Origin of the sequence: Enterobacter sp. SA187 (assembly GCF_001888805.2) — a bacterium.
In the GTDB taxonomy this organism is placed as follows: domain Bacteria; phylum Pseudomonadota; class Gammaproteobacteria; order Enterobacterales; family Enterobacteriaceae; genus Enterobacter_D.
On record NZ_CP019113.1, the window covers coordinates 3,568,218 to 3,593,536 of the forward strand.

Below are 25,319 nucleotides of genomic sequence, written 5' to 3' on the forward strand. Positions count from 1 at the left end.
AAAACCATTCATCGCACTTATCAAATCTGACCTCCTGCCGTTAATATAAAGAAGCGTATTGAGATGCACGGTCACCGATCGTGCATGTTGTCTGGCAGTAACGGTGTTTTAAGGAGTAATTCGACATTGGAAGCAGAGGCGATAATCGGTCTTTTTATCCTGGGTTCTGTTCTTGTAACCTGTAGCATCTTATTAAGTTCTTTCTCCTCTCGTCTCGGTATTCCTATCCTGGTCATTTTTCTTGCCATCGGCATGCTTGCCGGGGTGGATGGTGTTGGCGGTATCCCTTTCGATAACTATCCCTTTGCCTATATGGTGAGTAACCTGGCGCTGGCGGTGATCCTGCTGGATGGCGGGATGCGCACCCAGGCCAGTTCGTTTCGTGTGGCGCTGGGCCCGGCGCTGTCGCTGGCGACGGTGGGCGTGCTGATCACCTCCGGCCTGACCGGGATGATGGCGGCCTGGCTGTTTCATCTGGACATAATGGAAGGCCTGCTGGTGGGCGCGATTGTCGGCTCAACGGACGCCGCAGCGGTCTTTTCCCTGCTTGGCGGCAAAGGGCTTAACGAGCGCGTGGGCTCGACGCTGGAGATCGAATCCGGCAGCAACGACCCGATGGCGGTCTTTCTGACCATTACCTTAATTGAGATGATCCAGCAGCACGAAAGCGGGCTGAGCTGGATGTTTGCAGTGCACATTATTCAGCAGTTTGGTCTGGGTATCGTGCTCGGGCTGGCCGGGGGTTATCTGCTCCAGCAGATGATCAACCGTATCGCGCTGCCCGCCGGTCTGTATCCGCTGCTGGCGTTAAGCGGCGGCATTATGGTGTTTGCTATCACCACGGCGCTGGAAGGCAGCGGGATCCTGGCGGTCTATCTGTGCGGCTTTTTACTGGGCAACCGCCCGCTGCGCAACCGCTACAGCATCCAGCAAAACTTTGACGGACTGGCGTGGCTGGCGCAAATCGCCATGTTCCTGGTGCTCGGCCTGCTGGTGACGCCATCGGATCTGCTGCCGATCGCCATTCCGGCGCTGATCCTCTCAGCATGGATGATTTTCTTCGCCCGTCCGCTGTCGGTCTTTGCCGGGCTGCTGCCGTTCCGCGGCTTTAACCTCCGCGAGCGGGTGTTTATCAGCTGGGTGGGTCTGCGCGGCGCGGTGCCGATCATTCTGGCAGTCTTCCCGATGATGGCCGGGCTTGATAATGCGCGGCTGTTCTTCAACATCGCCTTCTTCGTGGTGCTGATTTCGCTGCTTTTCCAGGGCACTTCACTCGGCTGGGCGGCGAAAAAAGCGAAAGTGGTGGTACCGCCGGTGGGCTGGCCGGAATCCCGCGTCGGGCTGGATATTCATCCGGAAAATCCCTGGGAGCAGTTTATTTATCAGCTCAGCGATGACAAATGGTGTGTCGGCGCGGCGCTGCGCGATTTACACATGCCCGCGGAAACGCGCATTGCCGCGTTGTTCCGTGATAACGCCCTGCTGCACCCCACCGGCAGCACCCGGCTGCGTGAAGGGGATGTGCTGTGCGTAATTGGCCGTGAGAAAGATCTGCCGGCGCTCGGCAAGCTGTTCAGCCATTCGCCGCCGGTGGCGCTGGATCAGCGCTTCTTTGGCGACTTTATCCTCGAAGCCAGCGCGAAATTCGCGGATGTGGCGCTGATCTACGGCATTGACGTCGGCGCGGATTACCGCGACAAGCAGCAGACGCTGGGGGAAATCATTCAGAAACTGCTGGGCGCGGCGCCGGTCGTCGGTGACCAGGTGGAATTTGCCGGTATGATCTGGACGGTAGCCGAGAAGGAAGACAATGCCGTGCGTAAGGTAGGGGTGCGCCCGATGGAAGACGAGGCGGAATAACCGCCCCGTTAAAAGTTACACCGTCACGACAGGCACGCGCGGGGCTAAGGCGCACATCAGTTCATAGCCCACCGTGCCTGCGGCAGCAGCCACATCATCAATTTTGATCTCCTGCCCCCACAGCTCCACCGGCGTACCTATTCCCGCCTGCGGACAGGGAGTGAGATCCACCGCCAGCATGTCCATGGACACCGTGCCTACCGTACGGGTGCGCACGCCGTCCACCAGCACCGGCGTGCCGTCCGGCGCGACGCGCGGATAACCGTCGGCATAACCACAGGCAACAATGCCGATACGCTGCTCGCCCCGTGCCTGATAACGCTGGCCGTAACCCACACGATCGCCCGCCTTTAACGTCTGAATGCCGATGATCTGGCTGCTCAGGGTCATCACCGGTTTCAGGCCGCTGGTGGCCACGTCCTGCCACTGGCCAGACGGCGATGCGCCGTAAAGTATGATACCCGGTCTGACCCAGTCGAAATGCGCCGCCGGATGCCAGAGCGTGGCCGCCGAGTTGGACAGCGAGCGCGGGCAATCCAGCCCTTCTGCCGCCTGTTCGATTTTTACCATCGCCTCATCAATGCCATCCGGCCGTTCCGCAACGGCGAAATGCGACATCAGCGTCATATCGCCGACGTTGCTCATCGCCCGTAGTTGCTGCCAGACGGTATGGATCCGCTCCGGCTGAAAGCCGAGGCGGTTCATACCGCTGTTCACCTTGAGATAAATATCCAGCGGCGCCTGCAGGCGTGCATTTTGCAGCGCTTTCAGTTGCCAGTTGCTGTGCACGCTGGTGGTCAGGCGATACTGATCGAACAGCGCCAGTTCATCGGCGTGAAAGAACCCTTCCAGCATCAGGATCGGCCCTTTCCAGCCGCGTTCGCGCAGCGCAATGGCCTCCTCCAGATTAAGCATCGCAAAGCCATCGGTGCTGCTGAGCGCATTCCAGACCCGCTCAATCCCGTGACCATAGGCGTTGGCTTTCACCACCGACCAGACGCGGGACACCGGCGCGGCCAGCCGGACGACCTGCAGGTTGTGCCGCAGCGCCTGAGTGTCGATGGTGGCCAGTACAGGACGAGACATGACTGCTCCTTTTTAGTTTTGCACACCGTGCAGGTGTTGCGCGCGGGCCGGGGTAAAACCGGGCTGGTAGCGCGCCACGCTCAGATCCTCGAACGGAATGGCCGGAGTACGGCCGGAGAGTAAATCGCTTAACAACTGCCCGGAACCGCAGGCCATGGTCCAGCCCAGGGTGCCGTGACCCGTGTTAAGCCACAGGTTTTTAAACGGCGTGCGCCCCACCAGCGGCGTACCGTCCGGCGTCATCGGCCGCAGCCCGGTCCAGAAGGTTGCCTGCTCCACATGGCCGCCGCGCGGGAAGAGATCGCGCACCACCATCTCCAGGGTTTCGCGCCGCGGCTGTAACAGTTCGGTGTTAAAGCCGACAATTTCCGCCATCCCGCCGACGCGAATGCGCTGGTCAAAACGGGTGATGGCGATTTTGTAGCTTTCATCCAGTATGGTCGAAACTGGCGCGCCGTCATCTTCGGCCACCGGAATGGTGAGTGAATAGCCTTTGAGAGGATAAACCGGAATATCGACAATATTTTTCAGCATCGCCGTGGAGTAAGAGCCAAAAGCCATCACATAAGCGTCGGCTTTGATCACCTCATCGCCGCACTTCACGCCATAGATTTTTTCGCCTTCATACAGCAGTTGCTCCACCGGCGTGTTATAGCGGAACACCACACCCGCCTGTTCCGCCATCGCCGCCAGACGTTGGGTAAACAGCTGGCAGTCGCCGGTTTCATCGTTCGGCAGGCGCAGGCCGCCGGTCAGTTTGTGTGCCACTTCCGCCAGCGCCGGTTCGACTTCGGCAAGGCGGGAAGATTCCAGCAGCTGATACGGAACGCCTGCGTCTTCCAGCACCGCGATATCGCGGGTGGCGTTTTCATATTGCTGCGCGGTGCGGAACAGTTGCAGCGTGCCGCCCTGCCGCCCTTCGTACTGGATGCCGGTGCTGTCGCGCAGGGCTTTCAGGCAGTCGCGGCTGTACTCCGCCAGACGCACCATGCGGCCTTTGTTTTCCATGTAGTGACGGGTGTCGCAGTTGCGCAGCATTTGCCACATCCATTTCAGCTGTGACGGGGAACCATCAAGGCTGATGGCCAGCGGCGCATGGCGCTCAAACATCCATTTGATGGCCTTCAGCGGCACGCCGGGCGCGGCCCAGGGGGCGGCGTAACCGGGGGAGATCTGCCCGGCATTGGCGGCGCTGGTTTGCAGCGCCGGGCCCGGCTCCCGTTCGATCACCGTGACCTCGTGTCCGGCCTGATTCAGATACCAGGCGCTGGTGACGCCTACTACGCCACTTCCCAGTACAACAATGCGCATAACCACTCCCTTTGAGAAAGAACAATGTTCTGATTACAAATTGATAACCCAGATGAAAATGTTATTCAACATATGGCTTTTTTATGGTGACTTACCTCACATCTTCGCCCGCGCGGCCTGTGATGGCGGATTTAGGATCTCCTGCTGACCGGCGATTTTAGTCAGCATTTAATGCTGCAAACAGGCGCTTTTACCCCGTCACCACAAGGCGAAATGGCGAAGAAAAAAATTTACCAGGCAGACCCTTTGTGACACCTTGATCTATGCTTGAAATGAGGCTCTCCATACAGAGAGATCCGCCAACAATGAGGGCGCGCTAATGGCTACGATTGATTCCATGAATAAGGATACGACACGTCTCAGCGATGGACCTGACTGGACGTTTGAGCTGCTCGATACCTATCTTGCTGAAATTGACCGCGTGGCAAAGCTCTACCGTCTGGATACCTATCCGCACCAGATTGAGGTGATCACCTCTGAACAGATGATGGATGCCTATTCCAGCGTCGGGATGCCGATCAATTATCCTCACTGGTCTTTCGGTAAGAAGTTTATCGAGACAGAACGGCTCTACAAACACGGCCAGCAGGGGCTGGCGTATGAAATCGTTATCAACTCAAGCCCCTGTATTGCTTATCTGATGGAAGAGAACACCATCACCATGCAGGCGCTGGTGATGGCGCATGCCTGTTACGGACATAACTCTTTCTTTAAAAATAACTATCTTTTCCGCAGCTGGACCGATGCCAGCTCCATTGTCGATTACCTGATCTTCGCCCGGAAATACATTACCGACTGCGAAGAGCGCTATGGCGTGGACGAGGTGGAAAAACTGCTCGACTCCTGCCATGCCCTGATGAATTACGGCGTTGACCGCTATAAACGTCCGCAGAAAATTTCGTTGCAGGAAGAAAAAGCGCGGCAAAAAAGCCGTGAGGAGTATCTGCAAAGCCAGGTGAATACGCTGTGGCGCACGCTGCCGAAACGCGAAGAGGTGGAAACCGTGGCGCAAGCGCGCCGCTATCCGTCCGAACCGCAGGAAAATCTGCTCTATTTTATGGAAAAAAATGCCCCGCTGCTGGAGTCCTGGCAGCGCGAAATCCTGCGTATTGTGCGTAAGGTTAGCCAGTATTTTTATCCGCAAAAACAAACCCAGGTGATGAACGAAGGCTGGGCCACGTTCTGGCATTACACCATCCTCAATCACCTGTATGACGAGGGTAAAGTCACCGAACGTTTTATGCTGGAGTTTTTGCACAGCCACACCAATGTGGTATTCCAGCCGCCCTATAACAGCCCCTGGTACAGCGGTATTAACCCTTATGCGCTGGGCTTCGCCATGTTCCAGGATATTAAACGCATTTGTCAGTCGCCCACTGAAGAAGATCGCTACTGGTTCCCGGATATTGCCGGATCGGACTGGCTGGAAACGTTGCATTTCGCCATGCGCGATTTTAAGGACGAGAGTTTTATCAGCCAGTTCCTGTCGCCAAAGGTGATGCGCGATTTCCGTCTGTTCAGCGTACTGGATGACGATCGTAATAATTATCTGGAAATTTCGGCTATTCATAACGAAGACGGTTACCGGGAGCTACGCGCCAGGCTTTCGGCTCAGTACAACCTGAGCAATCTGGAGCCGAATATTCAGGTCTGGAACGTGGATCTGCGCGGGGATCGTTCGCTGACGCTGCGTTATATTCCGCACAACCGCGCGCCGCTGGATAAGGGCCGTCGGGAAGTGTTAAAGCATGTGCATCGTCTGTGGGGTTTTGACGTCGCGCTGGAGCAGCAAAATGAAGATGGCAGCGTGGAGCTGTTGGATCGTTGCCCGCCACGGCCAAACAATCTGTAAAACAAAAAGCCCTCTCCGGTGAGAGGGCTTTTTCTTAGCGTCCGTGCATTGAGATACCGCCGGGCAGCGTCTTTTGCATGCGGTGCCAGATTTCGCCGCTCTCGCGACCGTAACGACGCACGGTGTCATATACCTGATCAAGCTCGCCCCGCTCACACACCTGCGCCAGCTGGTGATAAAAGCCGAGCGCCAGGCTGCGCGCTTCCGGATTAGCAAAGTAATGACGGCCAATACGCGTATATAAACCTTTCATGCCGTTGATGATCAGGCCATAAATCGGGTTACCTGATGCAAACGCCAGCCCGCGGAAGATGTTGTAATCCAGCTCGGCAAAGGCATCCGCATGATCTTCAATAGCGCTGGCGGTGGCCAGCACCTTCAGCGCATCTTCCGGGTGCTGGCGGAAGGCGGTACGGATAAAAATGGTGGCGATGTTGGTGCGCACGGAAAGCAGGTTATCGATCAGCTGAGGAACGCTTTCGTGATCGAGGCGTGCCAGCGTTTCAAGAATATTCAGCCCGGACGTTTCCCAGAAATTATTTACTCTGGTGGGTTTGCCGTGCTGAATGGTCAGCCAGCCGTCGCGGGCCAGACGCTGTAACACTTCACGCAGGGTTGTGCGAGTGACACCAATCAGTTCAGAAAGCTCACGCTCGGCTGGCAGGATGGTTCCAGGGGCGAAGCGGTTATTCCAGATACTTTCGATGATGTATTCTTCAGCGAAACCCGCCGGGCTTTGCGCCTTAATGACCATAGTGAGATTTCCATTACACAGCTTAACAAAGACACTCATCATACCAGAGCGATACAGGCGCAGATAGCGCCAGGCATGAAGAAAAAGGGATCGGGACTTCATTTTTAAGATTTTGTCAGACGCATTTTTCTGGTGAATAAAACCAGCAAACTGACTTAAGGGACAGGCTTATCCTGGCGACGATTCAGGTAAAATAATCCATTACTTATTATTTTTATTGTGGCTAGTGGCGCAGGAAGTGAATTCGTTTACACTGCGTTGTCCACGCTTGTCTTAGGGAAATGATTATGTTGCGATTTTTGAACAAGTGCTCACACGGACGCGGTGCCTGGCTGTTAATGGCACTCACCGCGCTGGCGCTTGAAATGGTGGCGTTGTGGTTCCAGCATGTGATGCTGCTTAAACCCTGCGTACTCTGTATTTATGAACGAAGCGCGCTGTTTGGCGTGATGGGTGCGGGGTTGGTGGGAGCCATCGCGCCTAAAACGCCACTGCGCTATGTGGCGATGGCGATCTGGTTGTACAGCGCCTTTCGGGGGATCCAGCTGGCCTGGGAACATACTGACATTATGTTGCACCCGAATCCGTTTGCGACCTGTGATTTTGCCGCCCGCTTCCCGAGCTGGCTGCCGCTGGATAAGTGGCTGCCGCAGGTGTTTGTGGCGTCCGGCGACTGCGCGGAACGTCAGTGGTCGTTCCTGTCACTGGAAATGCCGCAGTGGTTGCTGGGCATTTTTATCGCCTACTTCGCGGTTGCGGTACTGGTGGTGATTGCCCAGGCGTTCAAACCGAAAAAACGCGATCTGTTCGGGCGGTAATCTTTTAGCCCGGCTTTACAGAAATCCGGAAATACTTAATGTTTCCGGATTTTTTTATGCCCTCCATCTCATATCCTCGAAATAAACAACAAAATATATCCACGCACACCAGACCTTCTCAATCGTATCTGATTGAATTCATTGACAATAAATACTTGTTCCAATGTTTTGTATTTTTAATGAATTTATTTATTTCTCAGTAGACAAATTTTGTCTATGAGATTATGCTCAATAAAAATTTATCATTTGGTAAGATTATGTTTCGATCGATTCAGATGCTTAGAGCTTTGGCTGTCTGGCTTGTCGTGCTACATCATGTCAAGCAGATTGTCTTTTCTGATGCCATTGGAATACCATTCATTGACCAAATTGCTCATAAAGGCGCAGCAGGGGTTGATCTTTTCTTTATCATCAGCGGCTTTATCATTTATCAGTCAATATATTCCCGCCATATAAGTGCTCAACAATTTGCCATCAACCGCATAATGCGAATAGTACCGGCATACTGGCTGTTTACAGGCCTCGTTGCGCTGCTGGCAGTATATTTTGATGGCCTAATGTTTGCTACTTCTACAAATCCTGAGTTACTGATACGCAGTCTGCTTTTCATTCCTACAGAGCGTGCTGACATAATGGGTTATATCCCCTTCCTGACGGTAGGCTGGACTTTAAACTATGAGATGTTTTTCTACCTGCTGGCCTGTCTGGTCATTTTAATCTCTCGTGAGAGGTTTATAGTCTTAATTTCGTTAGTGATAATTTTTAGTTATGAATTCCTGAAACCTTCCCTGGCGCAAATGCCTTTTTATGGCAACGGTATGATGCTGGAATTTTTGCTGGGGATTTTTATAGCTGATTTTCACAAGAACGGGATGCTGGACCGAATTAACCCAATGATTCTGGCAAGTCTGTTGCTGGCCTCAATGATATTTATTTATAACAGGAAGGAAGACCACGATATACTATTCATAGGTATCCCGTGCGCTATCATTGTTGCAACAGCTATTGGCCTGGAAGCACAGATAAGTGAAAGCAAAGTGGTTAAATTTATTATAAGATTAGGCGATTATTCCTACTCTACTTATCTTTGCCACGTCATCATCATTTGCAGTCTCCTGTACATATTCAGCGATTATAAATATTGCAAGTATATCGTATCTGCACTTTGTGTTCCCTTTACAATAGTTACTTCATACATAAGCTATAAGTATATCGAACGGCCAATAGGTAGTTTATCTAAGGTTATGCTCAGGAAAAGAACACCAGCGGTCGCCTGAGATCATAAAGAGGCAGTTCGCAGTGAACTGCCTCTTTATGCCATGATGCTTTCAATGGCGAATTGTCAGTAATCCCATTTAATTCCGGTTAACGAAGCGTGGGTAATTCCCTCGGGTAATGATCCGTCCTTTGTCCTCACGGTATCCATGATAGAGCATGGGAAAGATACAAGCTTCCCCGATACAATACCCATCATTGTCCTCCTGACGGGAAAAGAGGGCCGGAGAGATAATGGAAGCGAAACCATTGCGGCAGAAGTACCTGAAGATATAAAACCTTTAACTACGGCCCTGTATCCCTTAAGGCAAAACTCAAAGTTTTCATTTCCTTCGCTTTGCACCCACCCTCCTGTCAGCGCCGGAGCCGAGCCGCCGAGGGTAGCAGTATCAAATTTTGGGCCAGTGAGGGCTGAGTATTTCTCATCACCCACATAAATTTTACCAAGTTGCGTCATATAATAAAGGTTGCCTACAGACCACGCATCCAGAACATCAATATTTACACACGCATGATCAAGACTACGAATAACTGCGCCAGTGATGTTTACTGCATACAGCGAAGTTATGTGAGTCTGCTGGGGGTTCATCTCGGGAGTAGCAATATAAACCGCATGTGCGCAATTACTGACATTCATTGAGCCGATATTAATTCTGGATGCTGTAGTTGAACCTTCCACTATATAAGAGTATTCGCCCACTATTGTACCATCGAGTCCCATGCCATCTGTAGATATACTGGCAATTTGCACATCTTTTAATGGGACTAGTCCCCCAATATGCACATGCCACCTGGCACCGGATGCGCCAGTAAAGCCTATGAATATGGGACCAGTGAATGGCTTTGCGTTCGTATCAAGATCGATACCGTGAAGTGCCACCGCAGGGATAAACCAGGGCGAAGTTCCGCGCGGCTTTTGCCTGCAATAATGGTCGATGACTTTCACATTGCCACAATCGGAGAAATTATCTGCTTTAATAATCAAACCATTCTGGCTTTGCGAATAAGTATAAATACCGGTAGCGGTAACATCGCAGGCCTTGATGATAATGCCATGATACCCACCAATCCCTGTAATATTATCAAGTCGTCCACCTGTATATCCTTCAGTAAGAACTGCGTGTCCGCGTGCTTCACTGTTATAAAGTAAACCTGTCACATTTTGTAAAATAAAATTGCGCTTTTGTGCAGTGCCTTTATGTGGGGCAGCAAATGCAAAAGCATCCCAGTCACCCCCGTCGGGATGAGAAGATGTAGTGATATCGGCTCCGGGGTATTTTTCATCGATATAATCTTTGCCGTTATCAAATCCGACATTTAAGGCATTAAAATTGTTTGCATAAACTTTGAATCTTCCACATAGCACTGAACCGCCTGTTAAACGACTGAGAGTGTTATTCCAGACAGGAGCTCGTTCACCAAGAATACGAACATTATCTGTCCCCATGTAATCGGTTGTGGTATTCCAGCTTCCGGATTCCCAACGGCCAGCCGGAACGTAGACTGTTCCGCCATTTGTTAAAGCCGCAATAGCCGCTTTAAGGGAAGGATAATTCGCTATATTAACAGTGGGTAGCCTGCCGTAAAGGTCATTAAGAGCAGTCCCTACCGTTTTCGGTCCATAGGATAGTTCAGAGCTGTAGCCGAATAAACCCGCACCGCTGTCACTGCTCAGTTCAGATCGCAGCGATGCGTCACTAACTTGATCCCAGGCTTCATTATGTATGCCCCCATCCCTTTCATGTGCTGGAACGGGGCGAACAACTTTGGGGAACTGGTTGTTCCACCTGGGAGATTCTCTGTTGAATTCGCAGAGCGAGCGCTGGTCAGCAGGGCCAACGGCGCTGCCATTTTCAGAAGGATCCTTCGGGATATAGCCATATTTCAGTATTACCGGGATGTCATTTATCTTAATTCCCGAAATTTTACTGACTATGTACCCATTTTTCCCTTATCCAGGTCAAGGTAATCATGGCTATATGAAACAAATTTCAGTTAAGGCGCTATCCAGAGTGCCAGCAACAGTCGAACTGAAGAAGTAAATACTTTGATGAGTAACCGTTTAATCCGCCCACTCCGGCTTATTCAAAATATGATCCTGCCAGTCATTCACTTCTGACTCTTTAACCGCAATGTGACGCACGGAGATACGTTCGGCGTGCATTGCGGCTTTGGAGCCGGTACGCAGCGGATGCCAGACCGGCAGGCTCTTCCCTTCAGCGAGGAGTCGATAGGCGCAGCTCGGCGGCAGCCATTCGAAGGTTGGCAGATTATCGCGGGTCAGCTTGATGCAGTCCGGTTCAAATTCGAAACGGCGCTCATAGTTGCGGCACTGACAGGTTTTGATATTCAGTTGGCGACAGGCGACGTTGGTGAAATAGATTTCATCCGTGTCTTCATCCATCAGTTTGTGCAGGCAGCATTGCCCGCAGCCATCACACAGCGATTCCCACTCGGCGTCGGTCATCTGCTCAAGTGTTTTGCTTTGCCAGAAAGGAGTGTCAGTCATAAGCGGATCCGCCAGTAGGAAATCAAGCTGCACCTTATAACCAGTCAGGCTCGTTGATGCAAGCTTTGCCGCCCTTGCGGACGGCATTTCGCATTTAAAGTACGCGGGTATTGATGGTTAACCCGTTGAGGCTCACTTCCAGCGCATCGCCGCTGTGCAGCGGGCCGACGCCTTCCGGCGTGCCGGTGAGGATAATATCCCCGGCGCGTAAGGTGAAAAACCGGCTCATGTAGGCGATGAGCGGCACGATTTTGTGGATCATGTCGGCCGTCGTTCCCTGCTGGCGCACGTCACCGTTTACTTTCAGGCTGAGCGGGGTGTTTTGCGGATCGCCCTGGAATTCTGCCGCCGGGATAAAACCGGAAATCGGGCAGGAATTATCAAAGCCTTTCGCTTTTTCCCACGGCTGCCCCGCTTTCTTCATCTGCCCCTGAATATCACGCAATGTCAGATCGAGCGCCACGCCGTACCCGGCGATCGCCTGTTCGACGTGCGCTTCGCTCGCCTGACGCAGCGTGGCGCCAATCAGCACTGCCAGTTCAACTTCATGATGCACCGATCCCAGTCCCTGCGGCAGCGCCAGCGGCTGGCGCAGATCGCAAAGCGCGGTTTCCGGTTTGATAAACAACACCGGCTCCGTCGGGGTGGCGCTGCCCATCTCCTGGATGTGCTTTGCGTAATTGCTGCCGACGCAGACAACTTTACTGACCGGCATTTCCAGCAGTGCGCCCTGCCAGTGATGATGTTGATACATGAGTTCCCCCTGAGTAACACCCTGAACGCGTAAGAAATTAACCTTTTCCGTTGCTCGCCAGATGTTGTTTCAGCAAATCTTCCGGCGGCGGTGGCAACTGCAAATAATAGCCCTGCGTCTTCAGCGCTTCTTTCACTTTTTCCAGATCGGCGTTGACCAGTTTTTTACGCCCGTCGAGGGGTAAGAGCATCGCCAGTTGCGGTTTACCGAACCCCTGCATCAGGGCTTCAGGCACGCGGGAAAAATCGTCTTTTTTTTCAACGTAAAGGTAGGTCTGTTCACGCCGTGGGCTTTTGTAGATCACACAAAACATTCTTTTGCTCTTATTTGTCGGGAGGTCACTTGCCTCAATATAATCCTGACTATAACATGCCTTCTGGTCTTCGGAATATTACCCGCTGTACGGGTGATAATAGCAAATTGAGTAAGGTCAGGATGTCAAACACGCCCATCGAGCTAAAAGGCAGTAGCTTCACCTTATCAGTGGTTCATTTGCATGATGCAAAGCCCGAGGTTATTCGTCAGGCGTTGAAAGACAAAATCGCTCAGGCTCCCGCGTTTTTACAACATGCGCCGGTTGTAATTAACGTCGCTGATGTGGAAGGCAATATTTCCTGGGCCACGCTGCAAAAGGTGATCGCCAGTACCGGTTTGCGCGTGGTGGGGATCAGCGGCTGCAAAGATGCCGCCCTGAAAGCCGAAATCGAACAAGCAGGCCTGCCGTTACTGACGGAAGGCAAGGAGCAGGCGGTACGTCAGGCCCCTGCCCCCGTTGCAGTGGTGGAAGAACCTGCTGTTGCGCCCCACACCATTTCACGGTTGATAGATACGCCGGTGCGTTCCGGGCAACGTATTTATGCACCTAACTCTGATTTGATTGTTACCAGTCATGTCAGCGCAGGTGCAGAACTGATTGCCGATGGCAATATTCATATCTACGGCATGATGCGTGGACGCGCGCTGGCAGGCGCCAGCGGCGATCGTGAGGCACAAATTTTCTGTACCCATCTCACCGCGGAACTGGTTTCTATCGCGGGGGAATACTGGCTGAGCGAGAACATCCCGGCCGAATTTTATGGCAAAGCGGCGCGTCTGTTGATTGCAGATAACGCTTTGACTGTTCAACCATTGAACTAAGCCCTTTTTAACAAGGAACTCCTATGGCACGCATTATTGTTGTTACTTCGGGTAAAGGGGGCGTCGGCAAGACCACCTCCAGCGCGGCCATCGCGACAGGTTTAGCCCAGAAGGGAAAGAAAACCGTCGTTATCGATTTTGATATCGGCCTGCGTAACCTTGATCTGATCATGGGTTGCGAACGCCGCGTTGTATACGATTTCGTTAACGTTATTCAGGGCGATGCGACGTTAAATCAGGCACTTATCAAAGATAAGCGTACTGAAAACCTGTTCATCCTGCCGGCATCGCAGACGCGTGATAAAGACGCGCTGACCCGTGAAGGCGTGGAAAAAGTGCTCGACGATCTGCAGAAAATGGACTTCGATTTTATCGTCTGTGATTCACCGGCAGGTATCGAAACCGGCGCGCTGATGGCGCTTTATTTCGCTGATGAAGCCATTATCACCACCAACCCGGAAGTCTCTTCCGTGCGCGACTCTGACCGTATTCTGGGCATTCTGGCGTCAAAATCGCGCCGTGCGGAACAGGGCAAGGAGCCAATCAAGGAGCATTTGTTGCTGACCCGCTACAATCCGGGCCGCGTCAGCAAAGGCGATATGTTGAGCATGGAAGACGTGCTGGAAATTCTGCGTATCAAGCTGGTTGGCGTGATCCCGGAAGACCAGTCGGTGCTGCGCGCCTCCAACCAGGGCGAGCCGGTGATCCTGGATGCCGCGTCAGACGCGGGCAAGGCCTATGCAGATACGGTGGAACGTCTGTTGGGAGAAGATCGTCCTTTCCGCTTCATAGAAGAAGAGAAGAAAGGTTTCCTCAAACGCCTGTTCGGAGGATAAATTATGGCTTTACTCGACTTTTTTCTCTCACGAAAGAAAAGTACCGCCAACATCGCGAAAGAACGTTTACAGATTATCGTTGCCGAGCGTCGCCGTAGCGATGCTGAACCTCACTACTTACCGCAGCTGAGAAAGGACATTCTCGAAGTCATTTGCCGCTATGTGCAGATCGATCCGGAAATGGTCTCGGTGCAACTGGAACAGCGTGATGGCGATATTTCTATTCTGGAGCTGAACGTGACGCTACCGGAAACAGAAGACAGTAAATAAATCTCTCTTACTGGTTAAAATATCAGAGATAAAAAAGGCAGCCTTAACGCTGCCTTTTTATTTATCTGCCAAAAAACCCTGTAATTAATTACAGGGGTAATGAAAGATCACCGCGGATATTCTTTTAGCAGCACGTTAAGTTTTGGCGCCATTAAATCGCCGCGCCAGCCGGAAATTAATTCAGGCTGCACGCTTTGCGGTTTTAACTGCCAGTGCCAGTTGAGCAGCTGATTAATCTGGCGACGGGAAGCCAGCAGTTCGGCGCTGACGCCGCTTTCCGTACTGACCTCCTGTACCAGCGCTTTGATGGCTTTAAACGCCTTGCGGTAGCCCGGCATATCCACCAGATTCACCAGCGGCTCAGGTAGCGCCTCCTCCGGCAATTCCTGCGCTTTCGCCACCAGCGCCAGCAGGGTTTTACCGTGGAAGCGGATCTCGCTGCCTGACAAGCCAATGCTGTCCAGCTCGCCCATGCTACCGGGCATATAACGCGCCACGGCCCACAGGTGCTCTTCACGTACCACGAAGTTTACCGCCAGATCGCGCTCACGCGCTTTACGCAGACGCCAGTCCGCCAGCAGACGCAGACAGGCCAGTTGACGGGTGCGCAGCTGCCAGGCGTTGCTGATGTCGCGCCATGCCTCCTCAGGGGCCAGCACTTCCTGGCGGCGCTGCTGCATCAGGCGGCACTCGTCCAGCGCGGCGGGCAGCCAGCCTGCGGTTTCGGCTTCCGCCATCAGTTTGTGGGCGATGGGTAACAGGTACCAGACATCCGCCGCCGCATAGATGCACTGACGCTCCGTTAACGGACGCGCCAGCCAGTCAGTGCGGGATTCGCTTTTATCCAGCGCCGTGCCGGTATACTCCTCTACCATCGCGGCAAAGCCCCATGACATCGGGCGTCCGCTGAAGGCAGCGAGGATCTGCGTGTCGATCAGCGGTTCCGGCAGTTCGCCAAAGACGTTGAGGAACACTTCCAGATCTTCGCTACCCGCATGCAGGAATTTGGTGATGCTGCGATCCTGTAACAGCGCGCGGAACGGCGTCCAGTCGGTGATGGTCAGCGGATCGATCAGCGATACCTGCTCGCCGTCAAACATTTGGATCAGGCCAAGCTGCGGATAGTAGGTACGGGTACGGACAAATTCGGTATCAAGGGCGATAGCGGGAAACGCACGCGCGGCGTCGCTCATGGCGGCCAGCGCGTCGTTGGTGGTAATCATCTGGTAATTCAAATCAGGTTCTCTCAGGTTTGCGCCCATAAAAAACGCCGGCTAACCGGCGTCGGGCGACTTACTCAAAGCTCAGACTTTATTGTCCACTTTGGCGCGGGCTTCGTCACGCAATTCTCGTCGCAAAATCTTGCCAACGTTGGATTTCGGCAGTTCATCGCGGAATTCCACCAGTTTTGGCACTTTGTAGCCGGTAAGCTGACGACGGCAGAAGGTTATCAGCGCCTCACCGGTGAGCGCCGGATCTTTCCTGACCACAAAGAGTTTGACCGTTTCACCGCTGTTGCCGGAGGGTACTCCCACCGCCGCCACTTCCAGCACGCCGGGATGCTGCATGACCACGTCTTCAATTTCGTTAGGGTAAACGTTGAAGCCGGAGACCAGGATCATATCTTTTTTACGATCGACAATACGCAGGAAGCCTTCGTCGTCCATCACCGCAATGTCGCCGGTGAGTAACCAGCCGTCTTTGAGGATCTGATCGGTATCGGCAGGACGCTGCCAGTAACCAAGCATCACCTGCGGGCCTTTAATGCACAGCTCGCCAGGCTGACCGTGCTCGACTTCGTTGCCTTCATCGTCGATCAGTTTGGCTTCGGTGGACGGCACCGGCAGACCAATGCTGCCGCTGTGATAATCAATGTCGTGCGGGTTGACGCTCACCAGCGGCGAGCACTCGGTCAGCCCGTAGCCTTCCAGCAGGTATTGTCCGGTCAGCTTCACCCAGCGCTCGGCCACCGCCTGTTGTACCGGCATGCCGCCGCCCGCGGAGAGATGCAGAGAGGAGAAGTCCAGCTGCTGGAACTCTTTGTTATTGAGCAGCGCGTTAAACAGCGTATTGACGCCGGTCATCGCGGTGAAGGGATATTTCGCCAGCTCTTTCACCAGCCCCGGAATATCGCGCGGGTTGGTGATCAGCAGGTTCTGGCCGCCCAGCTCGATAAACAGCAGGCAGTTCATGGTCAGCGCAAAGATGTGGTACAGCGGCAGCGCCGTTACGACCAGCTCTTTACCGCGATGCAGCAGCGGGCCGTAGGTGGCATTCACCTGTTCGAGGTTGGCGAGCATATTGCGGTGCGTCAGCATCGCGCCTTTCGCCACGCCGGTGGTGCCGCCGGTGTACTGTAAAAACGCCAGATCGTCAGTCACCACTTCCGGCTTGATGTACTGCATCCGGTAGCCGTTGTGCAGCGCCTGGCGAAACGAAATCGCATCCGGCAGGTGATATTTCGGCACCAGCTTTTTGATGTATTTGACCACGAAATTCACCAGCGTGCCCTTCGCCGGGGAGAGCTGATCGCCCATACGCGTCAGGATGACGTGCTGGACCTGGGTTTTTTCCACCACTTTTTCCAGCGTGTGAGCAAAGTTGGAGACGATAACAATCGCCGCCGCGCCGCTGTCATTAAGCTGATGCTCCAGCTCGCGCGGGGTGTACAGCGGGTTGACGTTCACCACCACCATACCGGCGCGCAGAATGCCGAACAGCGCCACCGGATATTGCAGCAGGTTAGGCATCATCAGCGCCACGCGATCGCCCTTCTTCAGCCCCAGCCCCTGCTGGAGATAAGCGGCAAACGCCCGGCTACGCTCTTCGAGTTTGCGGAAGGTCATCACCTCCCCCATATTCACGAAGGCAGGTTGATCGGCATAACGCGCCGTGGAGTGTTCAAACAGCTCTACCAGTGACTGGTAGCGGTCGGGGTTGATCTCTGCTGGCACATCGGCGGGATAACGGTTAAGCCAAACCTTCTTCAATGCATCACCTCTGAAATGAGTATTTGTCGTCATCGCAACCCCGGATAATAAACAAGTCGTTAACATTATATTAACTCAGCGTACCAGTTTAATAATTAAACGGATTTAAGGTTGCGAAGCGCGTCACTATTTATTTTTCTTATGATCCTGAAAACGCAGAAACAGCGGACCGGCCGCTGTTTCTTTTGTTGCATTAACAGGAGTTTACTCGGTTACTATGGTCTGAACCTGCGCCGGGCCGGGATTGTACCAGCCGCCATAACCGTAGCGCCACGGGTGAGGCCCCGGTCCCCAGAACCACGGGTCGATGGGCTGCGGCGGCATCATCACCTGCTGGGTAATACGCCAGCGTTTATAGCCGTTCGCCTGCATCACCATGTATTTATATGGCGTGTCGCCGACTTTGCCTTCGGCGGTGCCGGTAATCGGCCCGACAACGGTGACCAGCTGACCGCGGAAGTCGACCGGATCGAGGAAGCCGCTGACATCGGCATAAATACGTCCGCGGGACGGCTCGCCCAGCACCGGACGGGCAGCGCTGTCCAGCGGCACGGCGGCGATCTCAAGGCGGGTTTTGCCCTGCTCGTTTTTCACGTCGATCACTTTGCCGCCAAAACGCGCTTCCTGACCCACATAGAGCTGCGGCGCGTTCATCACCCGCACCAGATCCTGCTGCGGCGTCGGGCTGGTGCCCTTAATGGCATCCGGTACGCTGACGCAACCGCTCAGGGCGACGGCCACCAGCGCGGCGACTGCGCCGTTTACAACTCGTTTATTCAGTGCCATGTTGCGACTCCCGTTATGAACATCCTGTATCTAAGATTCACTCGCGACCAGGAAGTTTCTTCCATGCCACTTCGTTTCGCAAATAAACAGGTTCGGCGGTATCGGCGGTCACGGTGTTGCCCGCCGCCAGCAGCTGGCAGGCCAGCGGCAGCATATCTTCCGCTGCGGGGAGCAGAATGTCGCCGTCCGTCAGCGTGAGATCGCAGCCTTGCGCCAGATCCGGCCAGGCGGGCCAGCCGGTGCCCACGGTAGCCCAGGCGCCGTCCAGCTGCGCCAGACGCGCGCGCACGGCTTCCGGTTTCAGGACGGCTTCCGTCTCTTCGCCGTGCCAGACACCCTGCGCATCGCGCTCGTACTGCGCCCAGTAGACTTCGCCCATGCGGGCGTCGATGGCGGCCAGCACGCGGGTGGCGCCGGTTTTACGGTAAGCGCCCTGCGCCATGGTGGCGAGGGTTGAGACGCCGATCATCGGCAGCTCTGCGCCCAGCGCCAGCCCCTGGGCAATGCCGATGCCGATACGCACGCCGGTAAAACTTCCAGGGCCGCGGCCAAAGGCCAGCGCGTCAAGATCGCGCAGCGCCACGCCGCCTTCGTTCAGGATCTGCTGAACCAGCGGCAGAATGCGCTGCGTGTGCTCACGCGGGCAGAGTTCAAAATGGGAATGGATGGTGTCGTTTTGCAGTAGCGCAACTGAACAGGCTTCAGTTGCGGTATCGATAGCCAGAATTCGCATGGGTCTTCGCGCGCTCTCTTTAATAAATGGCGCGCATAATATCACAGACTGCGATTACTGTGTCGGCGGGACGGCGAGAAAGCGCACGGCGCGGGAGATGTCGCGGGTGCGCGGCGTCGGCGGCAGGCTGGCGAGGAAGGTCGCGCCATAGGGCCGCATCACCAGCCGGTTATCGCAGATCACCAGCACGCCGCGATCGTCAATATCGCGGATCAGGCGGCCGACGCCCTGTTTCAGGGTGATCACCGCATCCGGCAGCTGGACTTCATCGAAGGGATCGCCGCCGCGCAGACGGCAGTCTTCCATGCGCGCTTTCAGCAGCGGATCGTCCGGGGAAGTAAACGGCAGTTTGTCGATGATCACCAGCGACAGCGTGTCGCCACGCACGTCCACCCCTTCCCAGAAACTGCTGGTCGCCACCAGCAGCGCATTACCGGCGGTGACGAACTGCTGCAACAGCTGCCCTTTGATGGTTTCGCCCTGCAACAGCACCGGCAGCGTCAGGGTGGCGCGGAACTGTTCCGCCAGATCGCGCATCATGGCGTGGGAGGTGCAGAGCATAAAACAGCGGCCATTGTTGGCTTCGATCAATGGACGCAGCATCGCCGCCAGTTGCCGCGCCGCGCCCGGTTGATTGGTCTGCGGCAGATTGCGCGGCACGCACAACAGCGCCTGACGGGCATAGTCAAACGGACTCGGCAGCAGCAGCGAGTGCGCCTCTTCAATGCCCAGCCGGGCGGTGAAGTGGTGCAGATCATCATTCACCGACAGGGTGGCGGAGGTAAAGACCCAGCTGCCCGGCTTCTGCGCCATCACTTCTTTGAATTTATCGGCTACCGACAGCGGCGTCAGCGCGAGGGTGAAGTGCCGCGAGGTGCATTCGTACCAGTAGCTGTAGCCGGGCTGGTTGATCTCTTTCAGGCGTTTTAAGCGTGCGCGGTACAGGGTGGCGCGTTCAAAGGCGGCATCCAGCAGGGCTGAACGCCCGAGGGAGAGTTTTGCCACGTCGTAGCACAGCTCAAGGGTGTCATCGAGCAGCAAAAAAGCGCGCTGAATGTGGCTGTCCGCCAGCAGTTCGCGCAGATTCCCGCGATAGCCCGGCTCGCCGAGCTGCAACCGAAAATCCTGGGCGCTCTGCGCCAGCCGGTCGGCGCATTTTTGCAGCTGCTGGGTGTCGCGCAGTTCGGTGCGATAGGCGATGGTGAAATCTTTTGCCAGGTCGAGCAACTGACGGCTGGAAAGCGACTGACCAAAATACTGGCTGGCGATATCCGGCAACTGATGCGCTTCGTCGAAAATCATCACCTCGGCTTCGGGGATCAGTTCGCCAAAGCCGCTGTCTTTCACCACCATATCCGCCAGGAACAGGTGATGGTTAACCACCACCACGTCGGCATCCATGGCTTTTTTACGCGCCTTCACCACAAAACAGTCTTTGTACTGCGGGCAGTCGCTGCCGAGGCAGTTATCGTTGGTGCTGGTGACCAGCGGCCAGGCGGGAGAGTCTTCCGCCACGCTGGCGCAGGTGCTGATATCGCCGTCGACGGTCTGGTTTGACCATGAGCGCAGCAGAATAACGTCGCTCAGGGTCTGCACGGGTAGATCGCCCCCCGCCAGCGCCTGCTGTTCCAGACGTTCGATGCACAGATAGTTGGAGCGGCCTTTCAGCAGCGCCAGTTTCCCGCTGTACTCCAGCGCGCGGGAGACGGTGGGCAGATCGCGGCTGTAAAGTTGATCCTGAAGCGCTTTCGATCCGGTTGAGATAATGACTTTTTTCCCGGCGCGCAGTGCAGGTGCAAGATAGGCGTATGTTTTCCCGGTGCCGGTTCCCGCTTCCACTACCAGCGGCTGCGTTTTCGCGATGGCCTCAGCCACAGCCTGCGCCATCTGCCGCTGCGGTTCACGCGGGTTAAATCCCGGTATCGCTTTTGCTAACTGACCGTCGATCGCAAAATCGTCCGTCTCACTGTTTTTCGCCACACTACCCCCTGGTTAAATCGCCAGTGATTATGTCAGGGGCGATGGCTTTTAGCCAGCCGAAGTCGTGACAGGGTAAAAACTCTGTGGCAGTCTTGGCGCGCCAATGGAAATTAAGGAGATGGTCATGACAATCGTGCGTATTGATGCCGCAGCCCGCTGGTCTGATGCGGTGATCCACAATCAGACGTTGTATTACACCGGCGTGCCGGAGAATTTGCAGGCGGATGCCTTTGAACAAACCGCCAACACGCTGGCGCAGATTGATGCGATGCTGATAAGCCAGGGCAGCGACAAATCACGCATTCTGGATGCCACCATTTTTCTGGCGGACAGCAAGGATTTTGCCGCGATGAATAAAGCGTGGGATGCATGGGTGGTTGCGGGTCATGCGCCGGTGCGCTGTACAGTGCAGGCCACGCTGATGAACCCGCAATATAAAGTGGAAATTAAAATTATCGCCGCCGTTTAAAGGCGATTATTCTTCCTCGTCTTCTTCGTCAAAGCGTGCCAGAACCCGTTCGCCTTTATGGCTGGCGCGCAGTTCCGCAGCAACCAGGGCAATGGCTTCGCCGCTGCTCATGCCTTCAGCCATCAACGCATGAATGCGATCGACGGCCTCTTGTTGTTGCTCGTGCGTAAGGGAAGGTAAACCTGCAAACATAGTGAACTCCTGCTAAATTGTTCGCGCTGATCAAACATGCTACCCCATAAGCCGGTTACCGGATAGCAAAGAGTCTGGATTAATGAAGACGTTATCACCCGCCGTTATTTCGCTGCCGTGGCGCCCCGACGCCGCCAGCCACTGGTTTACCCCACTCAACACGCAGCCATGGGCCATGCTGTTGCATTCCGGCCATGCGGAGCATGCCCATAACCGTTTTGATATTCTGGTGGCGCAGCCCTGTTGCACGCTGGTAACGCACGGCGACAATACCACCGTGACCCGCGAGGGTGTCCGTACAGCGTCCACAGCGGATCCGCTGGCGCTGTTACAGTGTGAACTGGACGCCATGCAGCTTGCCCCGCCCTGCGATCCTGATTTGCCGTTTACCGGCGGCGCGCTGGGTCTGTTTGGTTATGACCTGGGTCGCCGCTTTGAAACGCTGCCATCGCAGGCCGAACAGGATCTTCCCCTGCCGGATATGGCCGTCGGGCTGTACGACTGGGCGCTGATTGTCGATCATCATCAGCAAAAAGTCACCCTGCTTAGCTATGGCGATATAGCGCAACGTCTGGCCTGGCTGGAAGCGCAACGGGCCGAAGAGACGCAATCGTTTAGCTTAACCTCGCCCTGGCGTTCAAATATAACCCGCGAGCAGTATGGCGAGAAGTTTCGCGCGGTGCAGGCGTTTTTACACAGCGGCGACTGCTATCAGGTTAACCTTGCCCAGCGCTTTCAGGCACATTACCGCGGCGATGAGTGGCAGGCGTTTATGCAGCTGAACCGCGCCAACCGTGCGCCGTTCAGTGCGTTTCTGCGTCTGCCGCAGGGGGTGGTGCTCAGCCTGTCGCCGGAGCGCTTTATTCAGCTGAATAACGGGACCATTCAGACCCGCCCCATTAAAGGTACGCTGCCGCGGTTAAGCGATGCGCAGGCGGATGCTCATCAGGCCGCGCGGCTGGCGCAGTCGCCCAAAGATCGCGCCGAAAACCTGATGATTGTCGATCTGATGCGCAACGATCTGGGCCGCGTCGCCGAACCGGGATCCGTACGCGTGCCGGAGCTGTTCGTCGTCGAACCGTTCCCGGCGGTGCATCATCTGGTGAGCACCATCACCGCCCGGCTTCCTGCCTCGCGTACCGCCTGCGACGTATTACGCGCCGCTTTTCCGGGGGGATCGATCACTGGCGCGCCGAAAGTGCGGGCGATGGAAATTATCGATGCGCTGGAGCCGCACCGCCGTAACGCCTGGTGCGGCAGCATCGGCTATATCAGTCTGTGCGGCAATATGGACACCAGCATCACTATCCGCACCCTGAGCGCCTGTAACGGGCAGCTATACTGTTCGGCGGGCGGCGGCATCGTCGCCGACAGCGAGGAGCAGGCGGAATATCAGGAAACCTTTGATAAGGTTAATCGTATTCTGCATCAACTGGAGAGCTGATTTTGGATTTACAGGCGCTGACACTGGATGATTTTTTATCGCGATTTCAACTTTTACGTCCGCAGGCGAGCCGCGCGTCGCTGAACGCCAGACAGGCGGCGGTGCTGATCCCGGTGGTTCGCCGTGAACAGCCCGGTCTGTTGCTGACCCAGCGTTCGGCGCAGTTGCGTAAACATGCCGGTCAGGTGGCCTTCCCCGGCGGCGCGGTGGACAGCAGCGATGCGTCGCTCATCGCCGCCGCCCTGCGTGAGGCGCAGGAAGAAGTGGCGATCCCGCCGGAGACGGTGGAGGTGATCGGCGTGCTGCCGCCGGTGGACAGCGTGACGGGATTTCAGGTGACGCCGGTGGTCGGCATTATCCCCCCTGACCTGCACTATCACGCCAGTGAAGATGAAGTGGCGGCGGTTTTTGAGATGCCGCTGGCGGAAGCTCTGCGTCTGGGGCGCTATCATCCTTTAGACATCCATCGTCGCGGCAACGATCACCGCGTATGGCTGTCGTGGTATGAGCACTATTTCGTCTGGGGGATGACGGCGGGTATCATTCGTGAACTGGCGTTGCAGATTGGCATCAAACCCTGAATATTCTTTATGCAATAACCCTTCTGCCAGGAGTGGGATCCGCGTCTCGCCATTAGAAAATTAATGTTCACGCATTAATTTAATTCATGCGAATACTCCAGCCGATCCCGCAGTTCCCTCATACACTATGCGCAATTATTACATCGTTATCGGAAAGTCCGGTAACCCTGTCAGGAGTGTTAATGTGATTAGTCTATTCGACATGTTTAAGGTGGGGATTGGTCCCTCATCTTCCCACACTGTAGGCCCGATGAAGGCCGGCAAACAGTTCGTCGATGACCTGGTCGAAAAGGGATTGCTTGAGAGCGTAACCCGCGTGGCGGTTGACGTGTACGGTTCGCTGTCACTGACCGGTAAAGGTCACCATACGGACATCGCCATTATTATGGGTCTGGCGGGCAATGCGCCGGCCACCGTCGATATTGACGCCATTCCGGCGTTTATCCGCGACGTTGAAACCCGCGGTCGTCTGCTGCTGGCGCAGGGTCGTCATGAGGTGGATTTCCCGAAAGATAACGGCATGCGCTTCCAGAGTAATAACCTGCCGCTGCATGAAAACGCCATGCAGATCCATGCTTACAACGGCGACACCACCGTTTACAGCAAAACTTACTATTCCATCGGCGGCGGTTTTATCGTCGACGAAGAGCATTTCGGCAAAGAAGCCAGCAATGAAGTGAGCGTGCCTTATCCGTTCACCTCGGCAAAAGAGATGCTTGATTACTGCCATGAAACCGGCCTGTCGTTATCCGGTATGGTGATGCAGAACGAACTGGCGCTGCACAGCAAGCAGGAGATCGAAGATTACTTCGCTGATGTCTGGCAGACCATGCGCGCCTGTATCGATCGCGGTATGAACACTGAAGGCGTGCTGCCTGGCCCGCTGCGCGTGCCGCGTCGCGCCTCGGCGCTGCGCCGCCTGCTGGTGGCCAGCGATAAGCTGTCCAGCGATCCGATGAACGTTATCGACTGGGTGAATATGTTTGCCCTGGCGGTAAACGAAGAAAACGCCGCCGGTGGCCGCGTGGTCACCGCGCCCACTAACGGCGCATGCGGTATCGTTCCGGCGGTGCTGGCCTACTACGATCACTTTATTGAGCCGGTGACGCCGGATATTTATATCCGCTACTTTATGGCGTCCGGCGCTATTGGCGCGCTGTACAAGATGAACGCCTCTATTTCCGGCGCGGAAGTGGGCTGTCAGGGCGAAGTGGGCGTGGCCTGTTCAATGGCGGCGGCCGGTCTGGCGGAACTGCTGGGCGCAAGCCCGGAGCAGGTGTGCGTGGCGGCCGAAATCGGCATGGAGCATAACCTGGGTCTGACCTGCGATCCGGTGGCCGGACAGGTACAGGTGCCGTGCATTGAGCGTAACGCCATCGCCTCGGTGAAAGCGATCAACGCCTCACGCATGGCGATGCGCCGTACCAGCGCGCCGCGCGTGTCGCTGGATAAGGTTATTGAAACCATGTACGAAACCGGTAAAGACATGAACGCCAAATACCGCGAAACCTCCCGCGGTGGTCTGGCAATCAAGGTGCAGTGCGACTAATACTTCTCATAGCCCTTCTGCGACAGAAGGGCTAAATCTCCTCCAATTCTCGTCCGATTATTTTTTCCACACTACACTTGCTGTGGTGCCGTTGCCTTTTGCGATCAACGGTATACTTACCGGACGATGACTT

23 protein-coding genes and 1 pseudogene are annotated in these 25,319 nt (G+C 55.1%); 11 read left to right on the plus strand and 13 right to left on the minus strand.

Features of this window, described 5'->3' with window-relative positions; all coding sequences use genetic code 11:
• Positions 1-84: 84 nt before the first annotated feature.
• Positions 85-1,794 (plus strand): annotated as a pseudogene (locus BMF08_RS17030) (potassium/proton antiporter); the annotation flags it as partial.
• Between the two features lie 81 nt (positions 1,795-1,875).
• Here BMF08_RS17030 and dadX read toward each other — a convergent pair.
• Positions 1,876-2,946 (minus strand): catabolic alanine racemase DadX, encoded by a 1,071-nt coding sequence (dadX, locus tag BMF08_RS17035; protein ID WP_072568721.1) that lies wholly within the window; start codon positions 2,944-2,946, stop codon positions 1,876-1,878.
• A gap of 12 nt (positions 2,947-2,958) precedes the next feature.
• Entirely contained in the window at positions 2,959-4,257 is a 1,299-nt protein-coding gene (locus BMF08_RS17040) for a D-amino acid dehydrogenase (RefSeq protein ID WP_072568722.1), read from the minus strand.
• A 319-nt stretch (positions 4,258-4,576) separates the two neighbouring features.
• Here BMF08_RS17040 and BMF08_RS17045 point away from each other — a divergent pair, with 319 nt between their 5' ends.
• Positions 4,577-6,109, plus strand: coding sequence for a SpoVR family protein (locus tag BMF08_RS17045; protein WP_072568723.1), 1,533 nt, complete (start codon positions 4,577-4,579; stop codon positions 6,107-6,109).
• Between the two features lie 34 nt (positions 6,110-6,143).
• Here the strand turns inward: BMF08_RS17045 and fadR are convergent, their stop codons facing one another.
• Positions 6,144-6,863, minus strand: a complete 720-nt coding sequence (gene fadR / locus BMF08_RS17050) for a fatty acid metabolism transcriptional regulator FadR (RefSeq protein WP_072568724.1) — start codon at positions 6,861-6,863, stop codon at positions 6,144-6,146.
• 287 nt (positions 6,864-7,150) lie between these two features.
• On the opposite strand from fadR, the gene dsbB reads away from it, so the two are divergent.
• The gene (gene dsbB, locus BMF08_RS17055) at positions 7,151-7,681 is read left to right on the plus strand and encodes a disulfide bond formation protein DsbB (RefSeq protein WP_072568725.1); all 531 of its coding nucleotides are present in this window, start codon (positions 7,151-7,153) and stop codon (positions 7,679-7,681) included.
• Between the two features lie 224 nt (positions 7,682-7,905).
• Complete coding sequence (locus tag BMF08_RS17060; protein WP_072568726.1) at positions 7,906-8,958, plus strand: acyltransferase family protein; 1,053 nt, start codon at positions 7,906-7,908, stop codon at positions 8,956-8,958.
• Positions 8,959-9,023: 65 nt separating this feature from the next.
• Here BMF08_RS17060 and BMF08_RS17065 read toward each other — a convergent pair whose 3' ends face one another.
• The 4 genes from BMF08_RS17065 to BMF08_RS17085 all read right to left on the minus strand — a co-directional run bounded on the left by BMF08_RS17065 (position 9,024) and on the right by BMF08_RS17085 (position 12,532).
• Complete coding sequence (locus tag BMF08_RS17065) at positions 9,024-10,403, minus strand: hypothetical protein (protein WP_158684897.1); 1,380 nt, start codon at positions 10,401-10,403, stop codon at positions 9,024-9,026.
• Positions 10,404-11,018: 615 nt separating this feature from the next.
• Positions 11,019-11,465 (minus strand): YcgN family cysteine cluster protein, encoded by a 447-nt coding sequence (locus BMF08_RS17075; protein WP_072569464.1) that lies wholly within the window; start codon positions 11,463-11,465, stop codon positions 11,019-11,021.
• A gap of 94 nt (positions 11,466-11,559) precedes the next feature.
• Positions 11,560-12,219: a fumarylacetoacetate hydrolase family protein gene (locus BMF08_RS17080; RefSeq protein WP_072568729.1), complete on the minus strand. Its 660-nt coding sequence runs from the start codon at positions 12,217-12,219 to the stop codon at positions 11,560-11,562.
• 37 nt (positions 12,220-12,256) lie between these two features.
• Complete coding sequence (locus tag BMF08_RS17085) at positions 12,257-12,532, minus strand: YcgL domain-containing protein (RefSeq protein ID WP_072568730.1); 276 nt, start codon at positions 12,530-12,532, stop codon at positions 12,257-12,259.
• A gap of 122 nt (positions 12,533-12,654) precedes the next feature.
• Between BMF08_RS17085 and minC the strand changes: the two genes are divergently transcribed.
• Genes minC through minE form a run of 3 tightly spaced genes read left to right on the plus strand, consistent with a single transcriptional unit; the run spans position 12,655 to position 14,462 of the window.
• Positions 12,655-13,356, plus strand: a complete 702-nt coding sequence (minC, locus tag BMF08_RS17090; RefSeq protein ID WP_072568731.1) for a septum site-determining protein MinC — start codon at positions 12,655-12,657, stop codon at positions 13,354-13,356.
• A gap of 23 nt (positions 13,357-13,379) precedes the next feature.
• On the plus strand, positions 13,380-14,192 hold the full coding sequence (gene minD, locus BMF08_RS17095; protein WP_072568732.1) for a septum site-determining protein MinD: 813 nt from the start codon (positions 13,380-13,382) through the stop codon (positions 14,190-14,192).
• Between the two features lie 3 nt (positions 14,193-14,195).
• Positions 14,196-14,462 (plus strand): cell division topological specificity factor MinE, encoded by a 267-nt coding sequence (gene minE, locus BMF08_RS17100; protein ID WP_072568733.1) that lies wholly within the window; start codon positions 14,196-14,198, stop codon positions 14,460-14,462.
• A gap of 107 nt (positions 14,463-14,569) precedes the next feature.
• Here the strand turns inward: minE and rnd are convergent, their stop codons facing one another.
• From rnd to BMF08_RS17130, 5 genes are all read right to left on the minus strand, one after another.
• A complete protein-coding gene (gene rnd, locus BMF08_RS17105) occupies positions 14,570-15,697 on the minus strand; it encodes a ribonuclease D (RefSeq protein WP_099458795.1) in 1,128 nt (375 codons plus the stop codon).
• Positions 15,698-15,766: 69 nt separating this feature from the next.
• Complete coding sequence (fadD, locus tag BMF08_RS17110; RefSeq protein ID WP_158684898.1) at positions 15,767-17,452, minus strand: long-chain-fatty-acid--CoA ligase FadD; 1,686 nt, start codon at positions 17,450-17,452, stop codon at positions 15,767-15,769.
• Positions 17,453-17,656: 204 nt separating this feature from the next.
• Positions 17,657-18,238, minus strand: coding sequence for a Slp family lipoprotein (locus BMF08_RS17120; RefSeq protein ID WP_072568736.1), 582 nt, complete (start codon positions 18,236-18,238; stop codon positions 17,657-17,659).
• A gap of 37 nt (positions 18,239-18,275) precedes the next feature.
• The gene (tsaB, locus tag BMF08_RS17125) at positions 18,276-18,971 is read right to left on the minus strand and encodes a tRNA (adenosine(37)-N6)-threonylcarbamoyltransferase complex dimerization subunit type 1 TsaB (protein WP_072568737.1); all 696 of its coding nucleotides are present in this window, start codon (positions 18,969-18,971) and stop codon (positions 18,276-18,278) included.
• A 54-nt stretch (positions 18,972-19,025) separates the two neighbouring features.
• Positions 19,026-20,951: an ATP-dependent DNA helicase gene (locus BMF08_RS17130; protein ID WP_105310577.1), complete on the minus strand. Its 1,926-nt coding sequence runs from the start codon at positions 20,949-20,951 to the stop codon at positions 19,026-19,028.
• A 124-nt stretch (positions 20,952-21,075) separates the two neighbouring features.
• On the opposite strand from BMF08_RS17130, the gene BMF08_RS17135 reads away from it, so the two are divergent.
• Positions 21,076-21,420, plus strand: coding sequence for a RidA family protein (locus BMF08_RS17135; protein WP_072568739.1), 345 nt, complete (start codon positions 21,076-21,078; stop codon positions 21,418-21,420).
• Between the two features lie 6 nt (positions 21,421-21,426).
• Here the strand turns inward: BMF08_RS17135 and BMF08_RS17140 are convergent, their stop codons facing one another.
• Positions 21,427-21,612, minus strand: a complete 186-nt coding sequence (locus BMF08_RS17140) for a YoaH family protein (protein ID WP_072568740.1) — start codon at positions 21,610-21,612, stop codon at positions 21,427-21,429.
• 82 nt (positions 21,613-21,694) lie between these two features.
• Between BMF08_RS17140 and pabB the strand changes: the two genes are divergently transcribed.
• The 3 genes from pabB to sdaA all read left to right on the plus strand — a co-directional run bounded on the left by pabB (position 21,695) and on the right by sdaA (position 25,186).
• The gene (pabB, locus tag BMF08_RS17145; protein ID WP_072568741.1) at positions 21,695-23,056 is read left to right on the plus strand and encodes an aminodeoxychorismate synthase component 1; all 1,362 of its coding nucleotides are present in this window, start codon (positions 21,695-21,697) and stop codon (positions 23,054-23,056) included.
• A 2-nt stretch (positions 23,057-23,058) separates the two neighbouring features.
• Positions 23,059-23,637: a CoA pyrophosphatase gene (locus BMF08_RS17150; RefSeq protein WP_072568742.1), complete on the plus strand. Its 579-nt coding sequence runs from the start codon at positions 23,059-23,061 to the stop codon at positions 23,635-23,637.
• A gap of 184 nt (positions 23,638-23,821) precedes the next feature.
• The gene (sdaA, locus tag BMF08_RS17155; protein WP_072568743.1) at positions 23,822-25,186 is read left to right on the plus strand and encodes an L-serine ammonia-lyase; all 1,365 of its coding nucleotides are present in this window, start codon (positions 23,822-23,824) and stop codon (positions 25,184-25,186) included.
• Positions 25,187-25,319 lie beyond the last annotated feature (133 nt).

Bases quoted from the DNA above. Each gene is read 5' to 3' on its own strand.
- dadX (WP_072568721.1), bottom strand. From the start codon at position 2,946: ATGTCTCGTCCTGTACTGGCCACCATCGACACTCAGGCGCTGCGGCAC.
- BMF08_RS17040 (WP_072568722.1), bottom strand. From the start codon at position 4,257: ATGCGCATTGTTGTACTGGGAAGTGGCGTAGTAGGCGTCACCAGCGCC.
- BMF08_RS17045 (WP_072568723.1), top strand. From the start codon at position 4,577: ATGGCTACGATTGATTCCATGAATAAGGATACGACACGTCTCAGCGAT.
- fadR (WP_072568724.1), bottom strand. From the start codon at position 6,863: ATGGTCATTAAGGCGCAAAGCCCGGCGGGTTTCGCTGAAGAATACATC.
- dsbB (WP_072568725.1), top strand. From the start codon at position 7,151: ATGTTGCGATTTTTGAACAAGTGCTCACACGGACGCGGTGCCTGGCTG.
- BMF08_RS17060 (WP_072568726.1), top strand. From the start codon at position 7,906: ATGCTCAATAAAAATTTATCATTTGGTAAGATTATGTTTCGATCGATT.
- BMF08_RS17065 (WP_158684897.1), bottom strand. From the start codon at position 10,403: ATGGGGACAGATAATGTTCGTATTCTTGGTGAACGAGCTCCTGTCTGG.
- BMF08_RS17075 (WP_072569464.1), bottom strand. From the start codon at position 11,465: ATGACTGACACTCCTTTCTGGCAAAGCAAAACACTTGAGCAGATGACC.
- BMF08_RS17080 (WP_072568729.1), bottom strand. From the start codon at position 12,219: ATGTATCAACATCATCACTGGCAGGGCGCACTGCTGGAAATGCCGGTC.
- BMF08_RS17085 (WP_072568730.1), bottom strand. From the start codon at position 12,532: ATGTTTTGTGTGATCTACAAAAGCCCACGGCGTGAACAGACCTACCTT.
- minC (WP_072568731.1), top strand. From the start codon at position 12,655: ATGTCAAACACGCCCATCGAGCTAAAAGGCAGTAGCTTCACCTTATCA.
- minD (WP_072568732.1), top strand. From the start codon at position 13,380: ATGGCACGCATTATTGTTGTTACTTCGGGTAAAGGGGGCGTCGGCAAG.
- minE (WP_072568733.1), top strand. From the start codon at position 14,196: ATGGCTTTACTCGACTTTTTTCTCTCACGAAAGAAAAGTACCGCCAAC.
- BMF08_RS17120 (WP_072568736.1), bottom strand. From the start codon at position 18,238: ATGGCACTGAATAAACGAGTTGTAAACGGCGCAGTCGCCGCGCTGGTG.
- tsaB (WP_072568737.1), bottom strand. From the start codon at position 18,971: ATGCGAATTCTGGCTATCGATACCGCAACTGAAGCCTGTTCAGTTGCG.
- BMF08_RS17135 (WP_072568739.1), top strand. From the start codon at position 21,076: ATGACAATCGTGCGTATTGATGCCGCAGCCCGCTGGTCTGATGCGGTG.
- BMF08_RS17140 (WP_072568740.1), bottom strand. From the start codon at position 21,612: ATGTTTGCAGGTTTACCTTCCCTTACGCACGAGCAACAACAAGAGGCC.
- pabB (WP_072568741.1), top strand. From the start codon at position 21,695: ATGAAGACGTTATCACCCGCCGTTATTTCGCTGCCGTGGCGCCCCGAC.